This is a genomic window from Amycolatopsis australiensis (assembly GCF_900119165.1).
GTDB classification, from domain to species: Bacteria; Actinomycetota; Actinomycetes; order Mycobacteriales; family Pseudonocardiaceae; genus Amycolatopsis; species Amycolatopsis australiensis.
In genome coordinates this window covers 3,800,760-3,815,936 of sequence record NZ_FPJG01000006.1, presented here as the reverse complement: position 1 = coordinate 3,815,936, position 15,177 = coordinate 3,800,760, and the positions used below count along the sequence as shown (strand labels likewise).

The 15,177-nt window shown below is 75.1% G+C and carries 6 protein-coding genes; 2 read left to right on the top strand and 4 right to left on the bottom strand.

Translation table 11 applies throughout. The features are described 5' to 3' along the window. Positions 1-1,131 carry an acyl-CoA dehydrogenase family protein gene (locus BT341_RS19490; RefSeq protein ID WP_072477663.1) on the bottom strand — a complete coding sequence of 377 codons (1,131 nt, stop codon included), beginning with the start codon at positions 1,129-1,131 and terminating at the stop codon, positions 1-3. 94 nt (positions 1,132-1,225) lie between these two features. Between BT341_RS19490 and BT341_RS19485 the strand changes: the two genes are divergently transcribed. After that, positions 1,226-2,413 carry a macrolide family glycosyltransferase gene (locus BT341_RS19485; RefSeq protein ID WP_177328857.1) on the top strand — a complete coding sequence of 396 codons (1,188 nt, stop codon included), beginning with the start codon at positions 1,226-1,228 and terminating at the stop codon, positions 2,411-2,413. A 52-nt stretch (positions 2,414-2,465) separates the two neighbouring features. Here BT341_RS19485 and BT341_RS19480 read toward each other — a convergent pair whose 3' ends face one another. Together BT341_RS19480 and BT341_RS19475 are read right to left on the bottom strand one after the other, a co-directional pair. Continuing rightward, a complete protein-coding gene (locus BT341_RS19480; protein ID WP_245805027.1) occupies positions 2,466-3,299 on the bottom strand; it encodes an ABC transporter permease in 834 nt (277 codons plus the stop codon). Position 3,300: 1 nt separating this feature from the next. Next, positions 3,301-4,272, bottom strand: coding sequence for an ABC transporter ATP-binding protein (locus tag BT341_RS19475; protein ID WP_072477661.1), 972 nt, complete (start codon positions 4,270-4,272; stop codon positions 3,301-3,303). A 215-nt stretch (positions 4,273-4,487) separates the two neighbouring features. On the opposite strand from BT341_RS19475, the gene BT341_RS19470 reads away from it, so the two are divergent. Then, positions 4,488-4,703 (top strand): hypothetical protein, encoded by a 216-nt coding sequence (locus tag BT341_RS19470; RefSeq protein WP_072477660.1) that lies wholly within the window; start codon positions 4,488-4,490, stop codon positions 4,701-4,703. Positions 4,704-4,775: 72 nt separating this feature from the next. Here BT341_RS19470 and BT341_RS19465 read toward each other — a convergent pair whose 3' ends face one another. Further along, complete coding sequence (locus BT341_RS19465; protein ID WP_425426486.1) at positions 4,776-15,173, bottom strand: SDR family NAD(P)-dependent oxidoreductase; 10,398 nt, start codon at positions 15,171-15,173, stop codon at positions 4,776-4,778. Positions 15,174-15,177: the final 4 nt, after the last annotated feature.

Here is a 15,177-nt window from a genome sequence, read left to right as displayed (position 1 = left end):
TCACAACCCCAGTTCCATCGCGACCAGCTGCCGCTGCACGTCCGACGCGCCGGAGAAGATCGTCCCGCCGATCGCGTCCCGCAGCGCGGCTTCGACGCCGTGCTCGCGCAGGTAGCCGCGGCTGCCGAACAGCTGCACGGCGTCGGTCGCGCTCGCCACCGTGCCCTCGGACACCGCGAGCTTCGACAGCGCCGCGAACAGCGTCGCGTCCTCGCCCTCGTCCAGCGCCCAGCACGCCCGGTACAGCAGCAGGCGGGCGCTTTCGGCCCGCAGTTTCATCTCCACGACCCGGTTGGACACCGACTGGAACTCCGCGAGCCGCTTGCCGAACTGACGGCGGTCGCGCACGTGCGCGAGGCAGCGGTCGAGCAGCCGGTCCTGGACCCCCAGGTACAGCGCGAACAGGCACGCCCGCTCCCAGCCCATCGAATGCTGGAAGATCGCCGAGCCCTGGCCGGGTTCCCCGAGAACCGTTTCCTCAGGGACGAAACAGTCGGTGAAGGTGACTTCGCAGGCCAGGCAGCCCTCCATGCCGAGCTTGCCGAACGGCTCCCCGAGGGTGACGCCCGGCCGGTGCGCGTCGAGCGCGAACGCGGTGATCCCCCAGTGGCCGGCGGCCGGGTCGGTGACCGCGTACGTGACCAGGACGTCGGCGACCGGGCCGTTGCTGACGAAGCTCTTGACGCCGTTGAGCAGGTACCCGCCGTCCGTGGCGGTCGCCGTGGCCCGCAGCGCGCCGACGTCGGAACCCGCTTCGGGCTCGGTCATCGCGTTGCCGGCGACGAGGTCCCCGGTGGCGAGGCCGGGCAGGAGCCGGTCGCGTACCGCCGCCGGGGCGAAGTCCACGATCGGCATGGTGCAGGCGAACAGGTGCGCGGCCGCGCCGAAGACCAGCCCGGTGTCCGGGCAGCCGCGCCCGGCCGCTTCGAACACGCGCGCGGTGTCCAGCGCGGTGAGGCCGCCGCCGCCGTACGCGGCAGGCACGCTCGCACCCAGCACTCCGGACTTGCCGAGCAGCGCCCATTTTTCGCGGCTGAACACGTATTCCGGTTCGACGGGGAAGGCCGCCCGCGTGTCGGCCACCGTCCGGTCGTAGCGCTGCCGCTGGTCCGCGGTCCAGCCGAACTCCACCTGCCCACCTCCACCGCGACGGCCTCTTCGCGGCCCAGGCTAACGGCGGCACGTCTGGCGAAATCCCAGAATGCGCGGTGCGAGCATGGCCGGTGTGACCGAACACGTCGTGGTCTGCACCCTGCCCGGACACGGGCACGTGACGCCCGTGCTCGACATCCTCGGCGAGCTGGTCCGGCGCGGCCATCGGGTCACCGTGGCCACCGGCGGCGGCTTCGCGGACCGGATCGCGGCCACCGGCGCGACCCCGGTCGCCTACGCCGAGCCGGCGGGCGCGGACCCGGGTGCGCACCGGCTCGCCGCCGCGCTCACGGGCGCGGGCAGCTGCCTGGCGCCGCTGGCGCCGCTGCGGAAGCTCCTGGCGGACGACCCGCCCGGCGTGCTCGCCTTCGACTCCACCATGTGGATCGCGGGCCGGGTGCTGGCCCACGACGTCGCGTGCCCGACGGTCCAGCTGTCGGCGTGTTTCGCTTCCAATGAGCACTATTCGCTGCCCGCGCACGTCGCCCGCTTCCCCTCCGCCGAAGTGGACGATGTGGACAGCGTGGCCGGCGACCACGACTTCGCCGCCGATCTGACCGCGTTGCTGGCGGCCGAAGCACCCGGCCGGACGGCGGAGCAGTTCCTCGACGACGGCCGCGACCACAAGCTGGTCCTGATCCCCCGCGGCTTCCAGTACGCGGGCGAGACGTTCGACGCGCGGCACACGTTCACCGGCCCGTGCTTCGGCCCGCAGCGGCCCCTGACCGGCTGGGAGCCGCCCGCGAACGGCGACCCGGTGCTGCTGGTATCCCTGGGCACGTCCGCCTTCAACGACCAGCCCGGCTTCTTCCGGCAGTGCGCCCGCGCGTTCGCGGACCTGCCGTGGACGGTGGTGATGACCCTCGGCGGCGGCACCGACCCGGCATCGCTGGGTCCGCTGCCGCCGAACGTCGAGGCACGCCCGTGGGTCCCGCACCCGGCGGTGCTGCGGCACGCGTCGGCGTTCGTGACGTCGGCGGGCATGGGCAGCGTGATGGAGGCGCTCTACTGCGGGACGCCGCTGGTGCTGGTGCCGATGCACGGCGAGCAGGAGGTCAACACCGAGCGGGTGGTCCAGCTGGGCCTCGGCCACCGCCTGCCGCGTGCGGAGGTGACGCCGGAACGGATCCGCGACGCCGTGCTGGCCGTCGCGGCGGACGAAGGCATCGGCGCGAGGATGCGGGCGATGCGCGACCACACGCGCGAAAGCGGCGGTGCCGTGACCGCCGCCGACCGGATCCTCGGCCACGCCCGGTCGTGAGCCGGAAACAGGGTTCTGACCCTGTTTGCCGCTCACGACCGTGGCGGGGTGCTCAGCCGGAGTCGCGCTTGCCCATCAGGGAGAACGCCACCACCAGCGCCACCGCCACCCACGTGAGCAGGGTGCCGCCGCCGGTCAGCGGACCCAGGTAGGTCACCGAGTCCGGCTTCAGCTGCGCCGTGCTGAGCTGTTCCGCCGCCGAGGCCGGGAAGTAGGCCAGGATGTCGCGTTGGACCCACGTCGGCAGCAGCGCGCCGAGGATCGCCGGGGCGAAGATGAAGCCGATCGCCGTGGCGATGGCGCCCGCCGCGCTGCGCATCATCACGCCGAACGACAGCGCCAGCAGCGCGAACGCCGCCATCTCCGCACCCCAGCCGAGCAGGCTGCGCAGCACGCCGGGACCGCCGAGGCCCAGCGTCGGGATGGCCGGGTTGAGGCCGAGGACCAGCTGGCCGACGAAGAACGCGGCCGAGGCGAACAGGGTGCCGAGGACGAAGGCCAGCAGCCCCACCACGACGGCCTTGGCGACCAGGACCCGGCCGCGGTGCGGCGTGATGGCCAGGGTCAGGCGCATCATCCCGGTCGAGTACTCCCCCGACACGGCGAGCACGCCGAGCACCGAGATCAGGATCAGGCCGAGGTTCATGCCGACCATGCTGGTGCCGGCGGAGTCGAAGTCGATCTTCTGCCCGGCGGGCAGGTTCTGGTAGTCCTGCTCGGTCAGGAAGCTGAACAGCACGGAGAACCCGACGCTCACCACCGCCGCCGCGATGACGACGACCCAGGTCGAGCGGACGGAACGGAGCTTGGTCCACTCCGCGGCGAGCGTGTTCCCGATGCCGGGCGAAGTCTTCGCCGCCGGCAGCGACGCGGTTGCGGTCGTCACGTCATTCCTTCCCTTCCGACGCGAGCGCCCGCACCGTCTCGAGGACCTTGTGCTCCTCCGGGGGCGCCGCGCCGTGCGAGCGGTACTGCACGCTGTCCTTGGTGAGGTCCATGAACGCGGCCTCCAGGCTGGCCCGGACCGGCGTGAGCTCGTGCAGCCCGAGCCGCCGCTCCAGCGCGAGGTCGCCGATCTCCGGCGCGTCGAGGCCGGCGACGTTGAGCGAGCCGTCCGCCAGCTTCGTCACCTTGCCGCCCGCGCGCTCCAGCGCTTCGGCCAGCTCGGTGGCGTCCGGGGAGACCACGTGGACGTGACTGCGGGCGCTGCGCTGGGTGAACTCGGTGATCGGCATGTCGGCGATGAGCTCGCCGCGGCCGATCACGATCACGTGCGCGGCCGTCTCCTCCATCTCGTTCATCAGGTGGCTGGAGACGAAGACCGTCCGCCCCTCGGCGGCGAGGTCCTGCATCAGCGTCCGGATCCAGTAGATGCCCTCGGGGTCGAGGCCGTTGACCGGCTCGTCGAACAGCAGCGTCGGCGGGTCGCCCAGCAGGGCGGTCGCGATGCCGAGCCGCTGGTACATGCCGAGCGAGAAGTTGCCGACCTTCTTGCCCGCGACGTCGGTGAGGCCGACGGTGTCGAGCACCTCGTCGACGCGCTTGCGCGGGATGCCGCCGGCCTGCGCCACCCACTGCAGGTGCCGGTACGCCGTGCGGGAGCCTTGGACGGCCTTCGCGTCGAGCAGCGCGCCGACCTCCCGCATCGGCGCGGGCAGGTCGCGGTAGGCCTTGCCGTTGACCGTCACCGAGCCGCCGCTGGGGGCGTCCAGGCCGAGGATCATCCGCATGGTGGTCGACTTGCCCGCGCCGTTCGGGCCCAGGAATCCGGTCACGACGCCGGGCTTGATGTCGAAGGACAGGCCGCGCACGGCCGTCGTGTCCCCGTATCGCTTCGTCAGATCTCGTGCTGTGATCAAGCGCCTGCTCCGTTTTCGCTCCCGTGTACCTGAAGACCAGTGAACCGCTTCCCCGGCCTGGTCTGCTACGGCACAAGGTGGCTTGTCGCCGCAACCAAAGTTGCACCTCCACGGCCCGGAAGACCACTTTCTGGGACTGATCGGCACGCAGTGCGCCGTGCTTGAATCGGAACACACGACATTTCGTCGACCACCGTTTCCGAGGAGTTTTTCCGATGGCCAAAGAACAAGGCGGCCGCCCGTTCGTTTCCCTCGTCATGGGACTGATCCTCGTCGCGGGCGGCGTCGCGATCATCGTCAACGCGGGCCAGCACACGATCGGCGTGATCGGCGGGGTGGTGACCATCGTCGCGGGACTGGCGTTCTTCGTCCGCAGCGCCGCCACCCGCCGGACGACGGCCGCCGGGCGGCGCCGCTTCTTCATTTCCTGAAAGCACTTTCCGGCGGCTCGGCGGCCGCCCTGGTGTCCCGTCGGGGGGTGCACCAGGGCGGCCGCTTCGCGTTCAGCCCTCTTCGGCGCCGAGCGCCAGCCGCACGAGGTCGTCGACCTCCAGCTCGCCCAGCTCGTCGTCGCCGGACTCGGGAACCGGCTCCGGCGCCGGGGCGCGGCCGGCCAGCTTCAGCAGCGCGTCGAGCAAGCCCGCTTCGCGCACCCGCGCCAACGGAATCGACGCGAGCACCCCGCGGATGTCCTCTTCGGACCCGGACGCGGGGAACAGCTCCTCGCCGAGGAACCCGGCCAGCGCGGCCGGTGTCGGGTAGTCGAAGATCAGCGTCGCGGGCAGCCGGACACCGCTCGCCGCGCCGAGCCGGTTGCGCAGCTCCACCGCGGTCAGCGAGTCGAACCCCAGCTCCTTGAACACCCGCGCCGGGTCGACGGCGCCGCCGTGGCCCAGCACCGCGCCCGCCTGCGCGCACACCAGGTCCAGCAGCGCCTGGCGCCGGTCGTCGCCGGACATCCCCGCCAGCCGCTCCCGAAGACCGGCTTCGCCCTGGCCGGTGTCGGCCGTCCGCCGCCGGAAGCCGGGACGGACCAGTCCGCGCAGCTGCTCCGGGACGTCCGACGGGCCCCAGGCCCGCGCGTCGACGAGCATCGGCACGAGCACCGCGTCGGGCGAGCCCACCGCGGCGTCGAACAGGGCCAGCCCCTGCTCCGCGGGCAGCGGCGGGATGCCGGAGCGGGCCATGCGGCGGACGTCGGCCTCGGCCAGCCCGGCCGTCATGCCGCCGTCCGGCCGCCACGGCCCCCAGGCCAGCGCCAGCGCGGGCAGCCCGGCCGAGCGCCGCTGCCGGGCCAGCGCGTCGAGGAACGCGTTCGCGGCCGCGTAGCCGGCCTGGCCCGGCGCGCCGAGCACCCCGGCCGCCGAGGAGAACAGCACGAAGGCGGACAGGTCCAGCTCCCGCGTCAGCTCGGCCAGGTTGACCGCCGCGGTGACCTTGGGCCGCAGCACGGTGTCCAGCCGGTCCGGCGTGAGCGAGCCGACCAGCCCGTCGTCGAGCACCCCGGCCGCGTGCACCACCGCGGTCAGCGGGTGCTGCCGCGGCACGTCCGCCAGCAGCCGCGCCAGCGCGTCCCGGTCGGCCGCGTCGCAGGCCACGACCGAGGCTTGGGCGCCCAGCTCGGCCAGCTCGGCGCGCAGCCGGTCGACGCCGTCCGCGGCCGGGCCGCGCCGGCTCGCCAGCAGCAGGTGCCGCACCCCGCCGGCGGCGAGGTGGCGGGCCAGCACGCGGCCGAGGCCGCCGGTGCCGCCGGTGACCAGCACGGTGCCCCCGGGGTCGAGCGGCGCGGGAACGGTCAGCACGACCTTGCCGACGTGCTTGGCCTGGCTGACGTGCCGGAACGCCGCGGGCGCGCGCCGGACGTCCCACGCGGTGACCGGCAGCGGCGTCAGCACCCCGGCCTCGAACCACGCCAGCAGCCGGTCGAACAGCTCGCGGATCCGGTCGTACCCGGCCTCGACGAGGTCGAAGGCCTGGTACGCCACGCCCGGGTGGCCGGCCGCGACGTGCTGCGGGTCCCGGACGTCGGTCTTGCCCATCTCCAGGAAGCGGCCACCGCGGGGCAGCAGCCGCAGGGACGCGTCCACGAAGTCCCCGGCGAGCGAATCGAGGACGACGTCGACGCCGTCCCCGCCGGTGGCGGCCAGGAACTCGCGCTCGAAATCCAGCGTCCGCGACGACGCGATGTGGTCGTCGGGCAGACCCGACGCGCGCAGCGTGGCCCACTTGCCGGTGCTCGCGGTGCCGTACACCTCGGCGCCGAGCTGCCGCGCGATCTGCACCGCGGCCATGCCGACGCCGCCGGCCGCCGCGTGCACGAGAACGCGTTCGCCGGGCCGCAGCCCGGCCAGGTCGGTCAGGGCGTAGAGCGCGGTCAGGAACACCACCGGCACCGAAGCGCCCTGGGCGAACGTCATCCCGGCGGGCAGCGGGCAGAGGAGGCGCTCGTCGACCTCGGCGACCGGCCCGAACGCGCCGCCGAACATGCCCATCACCCGGTCGCCGGCCGCGAAGCGGGTGACGCCGTCGCCGACGGCGGTGACCACCCCGGCGCCCTCCAGGCCCGGCGCGGTGGGCGGGCCCGGGTACATGCCGAGCGTGTTGAGCACGTCCCGGAAGTTGACACCGGCGGCCCGCACGGCGATCCGCACCGCGCCCGGCGCCACCGGTCCGGCGAACCCGGGGCACGGCACCACGGTCAGCCCGTCGAGGGTGCCGCGGTCGGCGATGTCGACCCGCCAGTTTCCGGCCGGGACGGCGAGAGCCTCGGATTCCCTGGTCAGCCGGGCCACCCTCGGCGCGCCGCCGCGGACCGCGATCTGGTTCTCGCCCGTCGCGAGCGCCGTCGCCACGGTCTCCGCGAGGTCGCCGGCGCCGTCGGAGTCCACCAGCACGAACCGGCCGGGGTGCTCGGACTGCGCCGAGCGCACCAGGCCCCACACCGCGGCGAGCGCGGGGTCGACCGGCCCGGCACCCTCCTCGGTTTCGACCGCGCCGCAGGTGTGCAGCGCGAGTTTCGCCGCGGCGAACCGGTCGTCGGCGAGCCAGGTTCGCACGAGAGCGAGCGCGTCGTGCGCCGCCTCCCGCACCGGCCGGGTCGCGAAGGGCACGACGACCACGTCGGGCACCTCGGTGAGAGCGTCCAGCGCGGCTTCCGGGGCGAGCACCCACGACGGGACGCCGGCCGGGCCCTCGGCATGGACCGGCCAGCTCAGCCGGTAGAGCGCGTCCCGGACCGGACCGCCGGCGAGCTGCTCGGGCGAGAACTCGCGCAGCGCCAGGGAGTCCACTGTGGCCACCGCGCGCCCGGCGGAGTCGGCGACGGCCATCGCGAGCGACTCCTCGCCGGTGCGGGTCAGCCGCACCCGCAGCCCGCGCGCGCCTTCGGCGTGCAGGGACACCCCGCGCCAGGAGAACGGCAGCCTGCCGTGCGCGGCGGGTGGGAAGGGCAGGAACGCCGCCGCGTGCAGGACGGCGTCGAGCAACGCCGGGTGCAGCCCGAACGCGCCGCCGTCGGCCGCCGCGTCCTCCGGCAGCTCGACCTCGGCGTACACGTCCTCGCCGGCCCGCCAGGCCTGCCGCAGGCAGCGGAACACCGGGCCGTAACCGAACCCGCTGCCGGCGAGCTCCTCGTACAGTCCCGCGGTTTCCAGGGGTTCCGCGCCCGGCGGCGGCCACTCGGGGAAGTCCTCGCCGCGCGCCGGGACCCCGGCGGTCAGCACGCCGCTCGCGTGCAACGTCCAGGCGCTGTCGGCCGGCGCGTCCTCGGGTCGCGAGTGGATGGTCAGCGGGCACGCCCCGGACTCGTCCGGCGCGCCGGTCAGCACCTGCAGCCGGACGGCGCCGGCCGCGGGCAGCACCAGCGGCGCGCCGAGCGTCAGCTCCTCGATGCGCGTGCAGCCCGCCCGGTCCCCCGCGTCGACGGCCAGCTCGACGAACGCCGTTCCGGGGAAGAGCACCGAGCCGCCGATGCCGTGGTCGGCGAGCCACGGGTGGGTGCGCAGGGAAATCCGCCCGGTGCCGAGGACACCCGCGGCCCCGGCCAGCTCGGCCGTCGCGCCGAGGAACGGGTGCGGGCTCGCGGCCAGCCCGGCGGTGGCGACGTCGCCGGCCCGGCCCGCGGCCGTACCGGGCCAGAACCGGCGGCGCTGGAAGGGGTACGTCGGCAGCTGCGGCCGCTCCTGCCCGGCCGGGACCAGCGCGGACCAGTCCGGGGACAGCCCGTGGACGTGGGCGTCGGCCACCGCCGTGAGCACGGTTTCGACGTCCGGCCGGGTGCGCCGCTGCGTCGCGGTCACGAACACCTCGCCGTCCACGCAGTCCGGGACCATGGCCGCGAGCACGGCGTCCGGGCCCAGCTCGACGAACCGGGTGACGCCCCGGGACGCCAGCCAGCCGACCCCGTCGGCGAAGCGGACCGCGTCGCGCACGTGCCGCACCCAGTGCTCGGGCGAGCGCAGTTCGGCGGCGGTGGCCGGGCGCCCGGTGCGGTTCGAGACGACGCCCAGCACCGGGTCCCGGTAGGACAGCCCGGCGGCGACCTCGCCGAACCCGGCGAGCATCGGGTCCATCAGCGGCGAGTGGAACGCGTGGCTGGTGCGCAGCCGCTTGGTGTCGCGGCCCTGCTTTTCGAAGTGCGCCGCGATGCCGAGGACGTCCTCGGCCGCCCCGGACACCACGACCGAGGCGGGGCCGTTCACCGCGGCGATCCCGGCCGAGGCCGTGAGCAGCGGGCGGACCTCCGCCTCCGTCGCCCGCAGCGCCACCATGGCCCCCGCCGCGGGCAGGGCCTGCATGAGCCGCCCGCGCGCGGCGACCAGCGTGCAGGCGTCCTCGAGCGACAGCACGCCCGCGACGTGGGCCGCCGCCAGCTCGCCGATCGAGTGGCCCATGACGAAGTCCGGTGCCAGGCCCCACGACTCCAGCAGGCGGAACAGCGCCACCTCCACCGCGAACAGGGCCGGCTGGGTGAAGCAGGTCCGGTCCAGGTCCGCGCCGCCTTCGGCGATCACCCGGCGCAGCGGGACGTCCAGCTCCCGGTCGAACAGCGCGCAGGCCGCGTCGAAGGTCTCGGCGAACACGCCGAACTCCTCCCGCAGCGCGAGTCCCATGCCCGGCCGCTGGGCGCCCTGTCCGGTGAACAGGAACGCGGAACGGCCTTCGCCGGCCACGCGGCCGCGCACGACGCCGGGTCCTTCGCCGCCCTCGGCCAGCAGCCGCAGGTTCCGCAGCGCGGTGTCCCGGTCCGGCGCCAGCACCACGGCACGGTGGTCGAACGCCGTCCGGGCGGCCAGCGCGGCACCCACGGCGTGGCGCCCGTGGCCGGCCTCGGCCACCGGGAGCAGCGCGGCGGCCTGCGCGGCCAACGCCGCTTCGGACCGTCCCGACAGCGGCCAGAGCGCCGTGTCCGGAGTGTCCGCTCCGGACTCCGGGAGCACGTGCTCCGGAGCCTCTTCCAGCACGGCGTGCGCGTTGGTCCCGCTGAAACCGAACGCGGACACCGCGGCCCGGCGCGGCCGTCCGCCCGCGGGCCACGCGACGGCCTCGGCCAGCAGCCGGACGTTTCCGGCGGTCCAGTCGACGCGCGCCGACGGGACGCCGGCGTGCAGGGTGCGCGGCAGCGTCCCGTGCTCGAGGGCGAGGACCATCTTGATGACGCCGGCGACCCCGGCGGCGGCCTGGGTGTGGCCGAGGTTCGCCTTGATCGCGCCGAGCCACAGCGGCCGGTCCCGGTCCTGGCCGTAGGTGGCCAGCAGCGCCTGGGCCTCGATCGGGTCGCCGAGCCGGGTCCCGGTGCCGTGCGCCTCCACGGCGTCCACTTCGGACGGTGCGAGCCCGGCGTCGGCCAGCGCGGCGCGGATGACCCGCTGCTGCGCCGGGCCGTTCGGCGCGGTGAGGCCGTTGCTCGCCCCGTCTTGGTTCACCGCCGACCCGCGCAGCACCGCCAGCACCCGGCGGCCGTGGCGCCGCGCGTCGGAAAGCCGTTCCAGCAGCAGGATCCCGGCGCCCTCGGACCAGCCGGTGCCGTCGGCGGCCTCGGCGAACGCCTTGCAGCGGCCGTCCTCGGCCAGCCCGCGCTGCCTGCTGAACTCGACGAACCCGGCCGGGGTCGACATCACCGTGACCCCGCCGGCCAGCGCCAGCGAGCATTCGCCACCGCGCAGCGCCTGCGCCGCGAGGTGCAGCGCGACGAGGGACGACGAGCACGCCGTGTCGACGGTGACCGCCGGGCCCTCCAGCCCGAACGTGTAGGAGACCCGGCCGGACAGCACGCTCGCCGCGTTGCCGGTGCCGAGGTGCCCGGCGACGTCGTCCGGCGCGTCCCGCAGCACGGACGAGTAGTCCTGGCCGTTGGTCCCGGCGAAGACGCCGGTGCGGCTGCCCCGCAGCGTCACCGGGTCGATCCCGGCGCGCTCGAAGGCCTCCCACGCGGTCTCCAGCAGCAGCCGCTGCTGCGGGTCCATCGCGACGGCCTCGCGCGGCGAAACCTCGAAGAACTCCGGGTCGAAGCCGGCCACGTCGTCGAGGAAGCCGCCTTCCCGCGTGTAGCAGGTGCCCGGGTGCCCGGGGTCCGGGTGGTAGAGCGTGTCGAGGTCCCAGCCGCGGTCGGCGGGGAACGGCGAGATGACGTCGCGGCCGTCGGCCAGCAGCTGCCACAGCTGCTCCGGCGAGCTGACGCCGCCGGGGAACCGGCAGCTCATGGCGACGATCGCGATCGGGTCGCCGTCGTGCGCCGCGTTCTCGGCCGGGCCGGGGCCGGCCGCCCCGAGCAGGTGCTCGGCGAGCGCGCGCGGCGTCGGGTGGTCGAACACGAGCGTCGACGGCAGCGTCAGGCCCGTCTCGCGGCCGAGGGCGTTGCGCAGCTCGACCGCGGTCAGCGAGTCGAAGCCGAGGTCGGCGAAGGGCCGGTCCGGGCGCACGGCCGCCGTGGACGCGTGGCCGAGCACGGCGGCGACCTGGCCGCGGACGAGGTCGAGCGCGGCGGCCGGGCGGTCGGCGGGCGGCACCCCCGCGAAACCGGACCGGGGTTCACGCTTTCCGGTCAGCCCGCCGAGCAGCGGCCGGGTCGCGTCCAGCGCGTCGACGGCGAAGTCGATGGGCACGACCACCGCGTCGCTCCCGGCGATCGCGCGGTCGAACAGGCGCAGCGCGTCGCGGGCCGCCAGCGGCCGGACGCCGCCGTGGCGCATGCGGGCGACGTCGGCGCCGGTCAGCTGCCCGGTCATGCCGCCGTCCGGCGTCCACGGTCCCCAGGCCAGGGACACCCCGGGCAGGCCGTGCGCCCGCCGGTGCGCGGCGAGCGCGTCGAGGAACGTGTTGGCCGCCGCGTAGTTGCCCTGCCCGGCGCCACCGAGCACGCCGGCGGCGGAGGAGAACAGCACGAACGCGGTCAGGCCGAGGCCCGCGGTCAGCTCGTGCAGGTGCCAGGCCGCGTCGAGCTTGGGCCGCAGGACGGCGGCGAGCCGGTCGGGGGTGAGCGCGGCGACGACACCGTCGTCCAGTACCCCGGCGGCGTGGACCACCGCGGTCAGGGACTCGATCGTGCCCAGCAGCCCGGCGAGCGCCTCCCGGTCGGTGACGTCGCAGGCGGCGAGCCGCACTTCGGCGCCTTCGGCCGCCAGTTCGGCTTGCAGTTCCGGCGCACCGGGGGAATCCGGGCCGCGCCGCCCGGCGAGCACGAGGCTGCGGACGCCGTGCGCCCGGACCAGGTGCCGGGCCAGCGCCCCGCCCAGCGACCCGGCGCCGCCGGTGATCAGCACGGTGCCGTCCGGGCCGAAGCCCGGGCCGGGTTCGGCCTCGGGCGGCTCGGCGAGCCGGGGCACGGTGACCTCGCCGCCCGCGTAGGCGGCTTCCGGCTCGCCGGTGGCCAGCACCGCGGACAACGCCGTGGCGAGATCGGCGTCCGCGGCGACGTCCGCGAGGACGAACCGGCCGGGGTGCTCGGCCTGCGCCGACCGGACGAGCCCCCGCACCGCGGCGCCCGGCAGGGCGTCCCGGAGGACGAAGACGAGCTTCGCCCGCGCGTAGCGGTCGTCGGCCAGCCACGCCTGCAACGCGGCCAGTGCTTCCGCCGCCAGGCCGTGCGCGGCGGTCAGGACGTCGCCGCTTGCCTCGCAGCGGAAGTGGACGACCGGCGGGACGTCCGCGGCCGGGTCCAGCTCGTGCCAGCCGACGGCGTCCCGGGCCGGACCGGCACCGGTCACCGGAACCCGCTCCACGCGGTAGAGCGCACCGGCGGGTTCGGCGGCCCGCTGCCCGTCGAGCCAGTGGCGTTCGCGCTGGAAGGCGTACGTCGGCAGGTCGACGGCCCGCGCGCCGCGACCGGCGAAGACGGCCGTCCAGTCCGGGCTGAACCCGGCGACGTGCAGGCGGCCGACGGCTTCGGTGAACGTGCGGGCTTCGGGCCGGCCGCGCCGCAGCACCGGGACGACCAGCGCGTCCGGCACGCATTCCGCGGCCATCGCGGCGGTGTCGCCGCCGGGACCGGGTGTCACGAACCGGGTGACGCGGTGCGCCGCGAGCCACCGCAGGCCGTCGTGGAACCGGACGGCCGCCCGGATGTGCCGCGTCCAGTACTCCGCCGAGCCGACGTCGGCGGGTTCGCCGGTGACGTTGGAGACGACCGGGATCTTCGGCGGCGCATACGAAACCGTCTCCGCGACGGCACGGAACCCGGCGAGGACCGGATCCATGTGTGGGGAATGGAAGGCGTGGCTGACGCGCAGCCGCTTCGACTCGGCGAACTGCGCGGCGATCGCCTCGACGGCGCCGGCGTCCCCGGAGACGACCACGGCTTCGGGCCCGTTGACCGCCGCCACCGACACCCCGTCGCCCAGCAGCGGCCGGACGGCTTCCTCGGTGGCGCGCAGGGAAACCATCGCGCCCGCGCCGGACGCGGACTGCATGAGCCGGGCTCGCGCGGCGACCAGCCGGCACGCGTCCGGCAGGTCGAACACCCCGGCGACGTGCGCGGCGGCCAGCTCGCCGATCGAGTGGCCCACGACGAAGTCCGGCGTCAGGCCCCAGGAGACGAGCAGCCGGTGGAGCGCGACCTCCACGGCGAACAGCGCGGGCTGCGTCACCTCGGTGCGGCCGAGCGCTTCCCCGTCGTCGATCAGTTCCCGCAGGCCGGGCAGCCCGGCGGCGGCGAAGCCCGCGCAGATTTCGTCGAAGGCCGCCGCGAACACGGGGAACGCGGCGGACAGCTGTCGTCCCATGCCCGGCTGTTGCGCGCCCTGGCCGGCGAAGACGTACGCCGTCTTGCCCGGACGCGTCTCACCGGCCGGCGCCCGTCCCTCGGCCAGCTCGGTGAGCCCCGCCCGCAGCTCCTCGGCGGTCTCGGCGAGCACGACCGCGCGGTGCTCGAACGCGGCGCGGGTGGTCGCGAGGGAGAACGCGAGGTCGGCGGGCCGTTGTCCGTCCACCCGGGACAGCAGCCGGGTGGCCTGCGCGCGCAGTGCCTCCGCGCTCTTCGCCGACAACACGGCCGGTACCGGCCCGGGTCGCGCCGGCGCTTCGGCCACGGGTTCGGCCGCGGGTGCCTGCTCGAGGATCGTGTGCGCGTTGGTCCCGCTCACGCCGAAGGACGAGACCCCGGCACGGCGCGGGCGGTCGCCGGCGGGCCAGGCGACGGCCTCCTGCAGCAGCCTCACCTCGCCCGCGTCCCAGTCCACTTTGGACGTGGGGACGTCGGCGTGCAGCGTGCGGGGCAGCCGCTCGTGGCGCAGCGCCATGACCATCTTGATGACGCCGCCGACACCGGCCGCCGCCTGCGTGTGGCCGAGGTTCGACTTGGCCGAGCCCAGCCACAGCGGCGGACGGCCCGCCCGGTCCCGGCCGTAGGTCGCCAGCAGCGCCTGCACCTCGATCGGGTCGCCGAGGGTGGTGCCGGTGCCGTGCCCCTCGACGACGTCGACGTCCGAAGCCGACAGGCCCGCGTCGGCGAGCGCGGCCCGGATGACCCGCTGCTGCGAAGGCCCGTTCGGCGCGGTGAGCCCGCTGCTGGCGCCGTCGGAGTTGACGGCCGAGCCCCGCACCACCGCGAGCACCGGATGACCGTGGCGCTGCGCGTCGGAAAGCCGTTCCAGCAGCAGGAACCCGGCGCCTTCGCCCCAGCCCGTGCCGTCGGCGGAGTCGGCGTACGAGCGGCACCGGCCGTCGGGCGAGAGGCCGCGTTGCCTGCTGAAGCCGATGAACGTCACCGGTGTCGACATCACCGCGACCCCGCCGGCCAGCGCCAGCGAGCACTCGCCGCGCCGCAGCGCCTGCGTGGCCCAGTGCAGCGCCACCAGCGACGACGAGCACGCCGTGTCGACGGTGATCGCCGGGCCTTCCAGCCCGAAGGTGTAGGCCACCCGGCCGGAGGCGATGCTGGCCGCGCTCCCGTTGCCGACATAGCCTTCGAGGCTCGCGGGCAGGCCGGTCAGGCGGGTGGCGTAGTCGTTGTACATCACCCCGGCGAACACGCCGGTCCGGCTGCCGCGCAGCGACGCCGGGTCGAGCCCGCCGCGCTCGAACGCCTCCCAGGCCGTTTCGAGCAGCAGCCGCTGCTGCGGGTCGATCGTCTGCGCCTCGCGCGGGGAAATGCCGAAGAACCCGGGGTCGAACTGGTCGGCGTCGTGCAGGAACCCGCCCTGGCGGGTGTAGCACTTGCCGGCGCGGTCCGGGTCGGGGTCGTAGAGCGCGTCGAGGTCCCAGCCGCGGTTGACGGGGAAGCCCGAGATCGCGTCCCGGCCCGCGGCGACGAGGTCCCAGAGGTCCTCCGGCGAGCGGACGCCACCGGGGTAGCGGCAGCTCATCCCGACGACGGCGATCGGCTCGTGCTCGCGGTCTTCCGCGTCGCGCAGCCGCTCGCGCGTCCGGTACAGGTCCGCGGTGACCTTCTTGAGGTACTCGCGCAGCTTG